The organism is Mameliella sp. AT18 (assembly GCF_028807275.1).
Lineage (GTDB): Bacteria > Pseudomonadota > Alphaproteobacteria > Rhodobacterales > Rhodobacteraceae > Antarctobacter > Antarctobacter albus.
Genome location: NZ_JARAMO010000036.1, coordinates 19333 through 27170, shown reverse-complemented (window position 1 = coordinate 27170; position 7838 = coordinate 19333). Strand labels below are relative to the sequence as shown.

Genomic DNA, 7838 nt, shown 5'->3' with positions numbered 1-7838 from the left:
GCGCGCCGCCAAAGGCGGTGCCGCGCCAGACCCGGCCGGTGACCAGCTGGAACGGCCGCGTGCTGATCTCGGCCCCCGCCGGCGCCACGCCGATGATGATCGATTCACCCCAGCCCTTGTGCGCGCATTCCAGCGCGGCGCGCATCACCTGTACGTTGCCGGTGGCGTCAAAGCTGTAGTCGGCGCCGCCCTTGGTCAGCTCGACCAGGTGCGCGACCAGATCGCCCTCGATCTTCGAGGGGTTCACGAAATCGGTCATGCCGAAGTGGCGCGCCATCTCTTCCTTGCCGTCGTTCAGGTCGACGCCGACGATCTGGTCGGCCCCGGCCATGCGCAGGCCCTGGATGACGTTCAACCCGATGCCGCCCAGGCCAAAGACAACCGCACGGCTGCCGATCTCGACCTTGGCGGTGTTGATCACCGCGCCGACGCCGGTGGTGACGCCGCAGCCGATGTAGCAGACCTTGTCGAAAGGTGCGTCCTTGCGGATCTTGGCCAGGGCGATTTCCGGCACGACCGTGTGGTTGGCGAAGGTCGAGCAGCCCATGTAGTGATGGATCGGCGTGCCATCCAGCATCTTGAACCGCGTGGTGCCGTCCGGCAGCAGCCCCTGCCCCTGAGTGGCCCGCACGCTCTGGCACAGGTTCGTCTTGGGGTTGAGGCAGTATTCGCACTCCCGGCACTCGGGCGTGTAAAGCGGGATGACGTGGTCACCCACCTCCAGGGTGGTCACCCCCTCGCCCACTTCGACCACCACGCCGGCGCCCTCGTGGCCCAGGATGGCGGGAAAGATGCCCTCGGGGTCGGCGCCCGAGCGGGTGAATTCGTCGGTGTGGCACAGGCCGGTGGCCTTGATCTCGACCAGGACCTCTCCCGCGCGGGGGCCATCCAGTTCGACTTCCATGATTTCCAAAGGCTTACCAGCCTCGACTGCCACAGCGGCACGCGTTCTCATCGTCTGTCCTCCTACGGCGCCGAGCAGTGATTTCCGGCGCCTCTTGCGGTGAAGTATTGATGAGCAGCCTGCGACAAAACAACCAATACAATGGTGGGTATACGGCTGCATGGACTCGATCCGCGCCCCCGGGCATAGTCCGGAAAAGGGAGGACAGAGACCATGAAAGCCCTTAGGATTTTCGCCGTTCTGGCCGTTTTCGGCCCGCTCGGCACCGCCCAGGCGGCCGATTTCTCGGACCCGACCTGGCCCTGCATTCAGCGTAAGGTTGAAAGAATGTCGATGGGCCTGATGTGGCCGATCATGCCCGACGAAAACGCCACCCCCGATGCGGCGGCGCAGGCGGACATCACCGAACTGGCCGAACTGCTGGCCCTGCGCCGGATCGAGGTGGCCGAGCTGGAAGACGAGGTGGCCGGTTTCGCCGCAACCTACAAGGGCGATCCGCAGATCCTCACCCGCGTCTTTGCCGAGGTCTTCGACACGCTGGCGCAGCGGCGCAGCCGGATCATCTCGGGCATCGGGGAATTCTCGCTCAGCCAGATCGAGCTGTCCGAAAAGATCGATTCGGACCGGGGCGAGATGGACCGGCTGCTGGCCGCCGAGACCCCGGATTTCGACCGGGTCGACGCGCTGGAGGAACAGATCGACTGGAACCAGACGATCTATACCGACCGCCAGCAATCCATCACCTACCTTTGCGAAACCCCGACCCTGCTGGAAAAGCGGCTCTATGCCATTGCCCGCCTGTTGCAGGCCCAGGTCCGCGAGGACGGCTGACACCGGCCCCTTGGACAAGCGGCCCCTGTTGGCATATATTGCCAATACCCCGCCACAGGAGCCTGACATGGCCACCCGCAACGTTGTCCTGACCGATCCGCAATCGCGCTTCATCGACGATCTTGTCGCCTCGGGGCGCTACCAGAACGCCTCCGAGGCGCTGCGCGCCGGGCTGCGCCTGCTGGAACGCGAAGAGATCGAGCTGCAGGACATGCGCGCCCGGCTGATGCGCGGCGTCGAACAGGCCCGCAACGGCGACCTGGCCGAGGGCACGGGCGAAGAGGTCCTGCGCCGCGCCTTCGACCTGTAGCCGCGCTTGCGCCCCTTTGTCCTCACCCGTCAGGCGGAAACCGCCCTGCAGGAGATCGCCCGCTGGACGGCTGAAACCTTCGGCCCCCGTCAGGCCCGGCGTTACGGGCAAGAGCTGATCGACGGCTGCACCGCGCTGGCCGATGGCCGCGCCCTGTCGCGCCCCTGCCGCAGGCTGATCGACCCCGCCCTGCCCGAGGATCTGCGCTTTGCCCGCGTCGGCCGGCATTTCATCGTCTTCATCGACGCGCCCGACCGGATCACCGTGGTCGACGTGCTGCACGTCCGCGCCGACCTGCCCCGCCGCCTGGCCGCGTTGGGGGACGACACGCCCTGACCGGCCCCGCGCGCGCAGATGTGAACGGGGGCAGACTTTCCGCTGCGTTCGCAGACAGGCCCGGTTGTGGCAGACTGCGCGCGGGAGGAACCACCATGAGACATGCCATCCTTGCGGCTGCCTGTATCGCGCTGCTGTCGTCCCCTGCCCCGGCGCAGGACAACCCGCTGACCGACAGTGCCAGCTGGCAGGACATGAAGATCGACGTGCTGGGCGAACGTCCGGTGTCCGACGCCCCTGCCCCATTCGCGGTGACGGCGCCCTACCGCGCCACGGATGCGGCGATGGTGCCGCTGGAGATCACCCAGACCGACGCCTCCGTTCCGATCAGCGCCGCCACCATCGTCATCGACGAGAACCCGGCCCCGGTCGCGGCGCGGCTGGAGTTTTCACCGGCGATGCTGCCGCTGGACTTCACGCTGAACCTGCGGGTGAACCAGTATTCCAACGTCCGCGTGATCGGCGAGACGCCGGAGGGCCTGTTCATGGCCGGGCGTTTCGTCAAGGCCTCGGGCGGCTGTTCGGCGCCGGCCGGGGGCGACGCGGCACAGGCGCTGGCGGTGATGGGCCAGATGCGGCTGGACATGGTCGACGGCGCGGCGCGGGTCTCGACCCCGCGGCGGACGGCGGAAATCATGATCCGGCACCCGATGTATTCCGGCCTGCAGCGCGACCAGGTCACGCAGCTGTTCATCTCGGCGCATTTCATCGACCACCTGGAGGTCTGGCAGGGCGACGAGATGCTGTTCAGCCTGGATGGCGGCATTTCCGTCTCCGAAGACCCGGTGTTCCGTTTTGCCTATACCGAGAACGGCGCGCCGACGCTGAAGGTCATCGCCACCGACACCGAGGGCAACAGCTTTAGCCGGGAATTGTCGAAACTGGCGGAGGGCTGACCCTCCGACACAGGATTGGGCGGCCGCCGCGCCGGGGGCGACCCGTTCGCCCCCCTGCCCTTCTCAGAAACAGACCAGTTCCGCCTCGACCTGGGCGCGGCGCATGTCGTCGACGATATGCGCCGCCGCGACAGAGCTGTTGAAGACCGCCATGCGTTCGCCGCCCACGCGGCGCATCGACAGCACGGTTTCCGCCTTCTCGTAGGCCTCGAAAGGCAGGATCGCGGCAATCTCGTCGATGGAACAGGCGCATTTCTCCAGCGCGACACGGGTCTGCCCGTTCACCGCCATGCAGGCAAAGATGTAATCCGCCCGCGCCACGGTGGGGTAGTCGTTCAGCCGCTGCGCGGCGCTTTGCGCCATAACGGCCCCCGGCAAGAGGGCCAGGATCAGCGCCAGCGCCTTCATTGCTCGACCCCCTCGAAACGCATCTCGGAACGGTACACCGTGTCGGTGTCCGGGCCGGAGGTCTCGGCGGTCAGCGAAAGATACCAGCCCGGCACGTCCTCGGACATGACGACACGCATTTCCAGCTCGCCAAAGCCCTTCATCCGCGCCCTGTTCGGATCCTCGGCAAAGGGATGCAGCCGCACGATGCGCACCGGCACGCTGCGGCCGTCGAACATGGCGGTGCCCTCTTCGACCTCGGCCGGGGCAACCAGCGCCTCCTTGACGCGGTTGCGGATGTAATAGGGGCTGCCGCCCGCCGCCTCGGCCATGTCGCGGATCACGCTTTCGTAGAAATACATGATCATCGGGTTGCCGACGCTGGCCGGGAAACGCCCCAGCCCGCGGTGCTTGTCCTGCTTGCGGAATTCCAGCTGGGCCAGCGGATCGTCCTGGGCACCCAGCGTCAGGGCGATGTCGCCGGTGTCGCGCTCTGCCGCCTCGGGCGCCAGCGCGTTGGTGACGGCGCGCGAATAGATCAGCGTCGCCTCGGCGCCGATCCCTTCCAGCGTGCCCTTGCGGAACAACAGCTCGTAATGCTCACCCGGCTCCACCGGCGTGGCCTGCACCGGGGCCGTGGCAAGGGCTGCGGCAATGCAGATCGCGGATAGAAGTTTCATGTGATGTGCCTCCCTGCGCCCAGAGTATTCCCCTGCGGCGCGCTGTCATGGCCGACTTTTGTCTGTGCCTGTTCTTGGGCCGGCTCCTGCGCCCCGCCCTCCAGCACCGGGCCCGGCGATTGCCAGCGGATCTTCCATTCGATCAGCGGCCGCAGCTTGGACAACTGCACCGGCTTGTGCATCACGGTAAAGCCCAGTTCCGCCCCCTGCCGCCGGATCTGTTCGCGCCGGTCGGCGGTGATGACGATGGCGGGCACATGCACGCCGGTTTCGCGCCGGATCTCGGCAATGGCGCGCACGCCGGTATCCTCGCCGTCCAGCTGGTAGTCCGCCAGCACGATGTCCGGCGCCAGCCCCATGTCCCGCACATGCACCAGCGCCTCCGCGGTCGAGGGCGCCGCCAGCACGCTGGCGCCCCAGTGTTCCAGTTTCTGCGTCATGGCGAACAGCACGTCCGGGTCGTTCTCGATCACCAGGATGATGCGCTCCAGCTCGACATCCGTATCCGCCGGCGCCACGGTGGCCGGCTCGACCGGGACACGGCGGCCCGGCACCCGGTCCAGCTCGATGCAGAACAGCGAACCGACCCCGGGTTTCGACCGCACCCACAGCCGATGCCCCAACAGCTTGCAGGCCCGGTCCACCACCGACAGGCCCAGCCCCACGCCGGAGGCGAGCGAGACGTTTTCCGCCCGGGCGAATTCCTCGAAGATGCGTTTCTGATCCTTCAGCCCGATGCCGATGCCCGTGTCCCAGACCTGCAGGATCACCTTTTTGCCTCGGCGGCGGCAGCCGACCAGCACCCGGCCCCCCGGTTCGGTGTACTGGATCGCGTTGACGACAAGGTTCTGGATCGAGCGCAGCAGGTAGACCGGATCGGAACAGACCAGAACGTCCGAGGGCACCACCGACAGGTGCACCTTCTTCTGTTCGGCCAGCGCGCTCTGGTCTTCGTAGATGCCCTGCATCAGCACGCCCAGGCTGATTTCGCTGGGGGTGACGGCGCTGGGATCGGCGCTTTCCAGGCGCGAGATGTCCAGCAGCGAATGCAACAGCTGTTCCGTCGACCCGAAAGCCCCGTACAGCCGTTCCACCGTGGCGGCGAATTCCGTGCCCCGCGTGCGTTCCTTGAGCGTCGCCAGCAACAGCTTGGCCGCGTTCACCGGCTGCAACAGGTCATGGCTGGCCGCCGCAAGGAACCGCGTCTTGGACGACACCGCCGCCTCGGCCCGTTCCTTGGCCAGGCGCAATTCCTCCTCCACCCGGGCCTTTTCCTCGTATTGCTCGGTCAGGCGGCGGTTTGCCTCGGTCAGTTCGGCGGTGCGCTCCTGCACCCGGTTTTCAAGGATTTCCGTGGCGCGGCTTTCCAGGGTCACGTCGGTCAGTTCCACGAGGAACCCGTCGTCGGGCAACCGGTTGACCTGCAGTTCCAGCACCCGGTCGGTGCCGTGGCGGATGCGCTTGCGCAGCCAGCCCTCGTGCTGCAGGTGCCGCCGCCAGGCCTCGACCCGCAGGTCGGCATCCTCGGCCACAAGCGAATGATTGCGCAGGAAATCCAGCAGCCGGGTCAGCGTCGTGCCCTTTTGCAGCAGCGTGAACGGCAGGCCCAGCAACTGCCGGAACTGCCGGTTGTACATCATCACCTCGCCCGAGGAGGAAAAGGTGCAGACGCCGGATGTCATGTCCTCGAAGGCGGCCTGGATATAGGCCGCCTGGCGGTCGATCAGATGTTCCTTTTCGGATCGGTTCTGCCGCACGATCGAGGTGATTTCCGTCAGCAGAAGCACCACGTTCGACGACGAGGTGCGCTGCTGGCTAAGCTGGTACCAGCGGTCGCCGCGCAGCTCGATCACCACCGACCGGACAGAGGCGCCGGTGCTGCCGCGGTCCTCGGGGGCGAAATTGCGGGTGATGCCGCGGTCGGTCGAGACCAGCGCGCGGCTTTGCATCATGTATTGCAGGTAATCTTCCAGCCGCAGCCCCTTGCGCACGCGAAAGGCCACGTCGGGCAGGAAGGTGCGGAACAGCACGTTGCAGATGTCCAGCCGCCCGCCGGTGAACAGGGCGAACCCCTCGCCCATCGCGGACAGCGCATCCTCCAGCGTGCGGCGGGCGCGCTCGCGGTCGTAGCGGACGCTCTCCAGCTCTGTCGCGGCGCGCTCCAGGTCGCGGGTTTTGGCCGCCACCTGCGCCTGCAGTTCGATGGCCGACTGAAAGGCACTGTAGGCCGAGACGCCGACATCGTTGCTGCGGTTGGCGCGGCGCATCAGCGCGTCGATGATCTTGGCCTGCCGGGCGATCTGTTCCTCGGGCGGGGCGTTTTCGTCGACCAGGCTCATCCCAGCGCCCTGCCCGCCGGGTCGAAGAAGGCGACGCCGACAAAGGTCTGGTTCATGTGAACCCCGCAATGCTGTTCGCCATAGGTGTTGAAGCCCAGCACCCTGTGCGCCCGGAACAGCGCCGAGGCCTCACCGCCCAGCTGTTTCTGCTCGATCTCCAGCTTGCGCAGCACGCAGTCGAAGCCAAGGATGAAATCCGGCGTCAGCCCGCCGGGGCCGGAGACGCTCAGCCCGGCCTCGAGCGTCTTGATGATCTCCGTGCCCTTGCCCAGGGTCAGCACCACCCCGTCGTCGATGGCGGCCAGAAAGGACAGCGCCTGCCCGTCCTTCACGCTGCTGATGGCGCGGACATAGTAATTCTGGTTGTAGCGCACCAGGATCGGGTTTTCGGCAAAGATCTGCGGCGACAGGTCCGCGACGCCGCAGCCCACCAGCCGGGCATATTCCTGCGCCGCCGGGGCGCCGTTGATCTCGTTGACCAGCCGTTCCTCGGGGTCGGCATCGGTGATCACCAGCTGCGTCTCGGTGGGCAGGAAATGGTCGAACCCGATGCCCTGGAACTGCAGGTCGGTTTCCAGCAGCATCAGCAGTGCCACGTTGCTGCGGAACTGCCCGTTGTGCAGGATCAGCGTTTCCCCGAACGACAGCCCGTCCCCGGCAGAGCCGCCAAAGACCGGCAGGTCGTCCAGCACCGTTTCCAGCGTCGAGATCAGCAGGTCTTCCTGTTTCGACAGCCCGTCCGACAGGACCAGCGCCAGCCGGTTCCAGCCGGCGGTGCGCTGGAACCGCACCGCGTGACGTTTCGCCTGCGCGGCGATCTCGGTGATCGAGATCGGCTTCAGCGGTTCGATCAGCAGCGAGGCACAGCGGAAATGTTCGCGCGGAAAGGCGATCAGCTGCAGCGCGCCGGTTTCATAGCCGCGCACGGTGATCTGCCCGGCGGTGGTGCAGCCAAAGACCGGCACGCCCTCCATCCGGCGGCTCAGCTCCTGCGCCATCACCGCGCGGTCGAAATTCTGCGGCATCAGCGCCAGCACGAAACAGGTGTCGCGCGGGTCGATGCAGGCCGAGGCCTCGCGCACCGCGGCGGCGGTGTCCGCCTGCGTCGAGGTGCCAACCCGCACATGGGCCGGTGAGATGTCTTCGTCCCGCATC

At 66.8% G+C, this 7838-nt stretch carries 9 protein-coding genes; 4 read left to right on the top strand and 5 right to left on the bottom strand.

The window, feature by feature from the left end; all coding sequences use genetic code 11:
• Positions 1–955 (bottom strand): zinc-binding dehydrogenase (locus PVW46_RS04805; RefSeq protein WP_274574990.1); only part of this gene is annotated, 955 nt, incomplete at its 3' end.
• A 162-nt stretch (positions 956–1117) separates the two neighbouring features.
• Here PVW46_RS04805 and PVW46_RS04800 point away from each other — a divergent pair.
• From PVW46_RS04800 to PVW46_RS04785, 4 genes are all read left to right on the top strand, one after another.
• Complete coding sequence (locus PVW46_RS04800) at positions 1118–1735, top strand: hypothetical protein (RefSeq protein WP_043144396.1); 618 nt, start codon at positions 1118–1120, stop codon at positions 1733–1735.
• A gap of 67 nt (positions 1736–1802) precedes the next feature.
• Entirely contained in the window at positions 1803–2045 is a 243-nt protein-coding gene (locus tag PVW46_RS04795; RefSeq protein WP_043144395.1) for a type II toxin-antitoxin system ParD family antitoxin, read from the top strand.
• A 6-nt stretch (positions 2046–2051) separates the two neighbouring features.
• On the top strand, positions 2052–2381 hold the full coding sequence (locus PVW46_RS04790) for a type II toxin-antitoxin system RelE/ParE family toxin (RefSeq protein WP_043144394.1): 330 nt from the start codon (positions 2052–2054) through the stop codon (positions 2379–2381).
• A 95-nt stretch (positions 2382–2476) separates the two neighbouring features.
• On the top strand, positions 2477–3277 hold the full coding sequence (locus PVW46_RS04785; RefSeq protein WP_274574984.1) for a quinoprotein dehydrogenase-associated SoxYZ-like carrier: 801 nt from the start codon (positions 2477–2479) through the stop codon (positions 3275–3277).
• 63 nt (positions 3278–3340) lie between these two features.
• Here PVW46_RS04785 and PVW46_RS04780 read toward each other — a convergent pair whose 3' ends face one another.
• From PVW46_RS04780 to PVW46_RS04765, 4 genes are read right to left on the bottom strand one after another with little or no spacing between them, the layout of a single operon-like run.
• Complete coding sequence (locus PVW46_RS04780; protein ID WP_274574982.1) at positions 3341–3685, bottom strand: hypothetical protein; 345 nt, start codon at positions 3683–3685, stop codon at positions 3341–3343.
• Positions 3682–4344 (bottom strand): hypothetical protein, encoded by a 663-nt coding sequence (locus PVW46_RS04775; RefSeq protein WP_172431601.1) that lies wholly within the window; start codon positions 4342–4344, stop codon positions 3682–3684. The genes PVW46_RS04780 and PVW46_RS04775 overlap by 4 nt, the downstream gene beginning before the upstream one ends.
• A complete protein-coding gene (locus tag PVW46_RS04770; RefSeq protein ID WP_088670885.1) occupies positions 4341–6683 on the bottom strand; it encodes an ATP-binding response regulator in 2343 nt (780 codons plus the stop codon). Before PVW46_RS04770 ends, PVW46_RS04775 begins: the two co-directional genes overlap by 4 nt.
• Positions 6680–7837 (bottom strand): FIST N-terminal domain-containing protein, encoded by a 1158-nt coding sequence (locus tag PVW46_RS04765; protein WP_274574974.1) that lies wholly within the window; start codon positions 7835–7837, stop codon positions 6680–6682. The genes PVW46_RS04770 and PVW46_RS04765 overlap by 4 nt, the downstream gene beginning before the upstream one ends.
• Between the last annotated feature and the right edge of the window lies 1 nt (position 7838).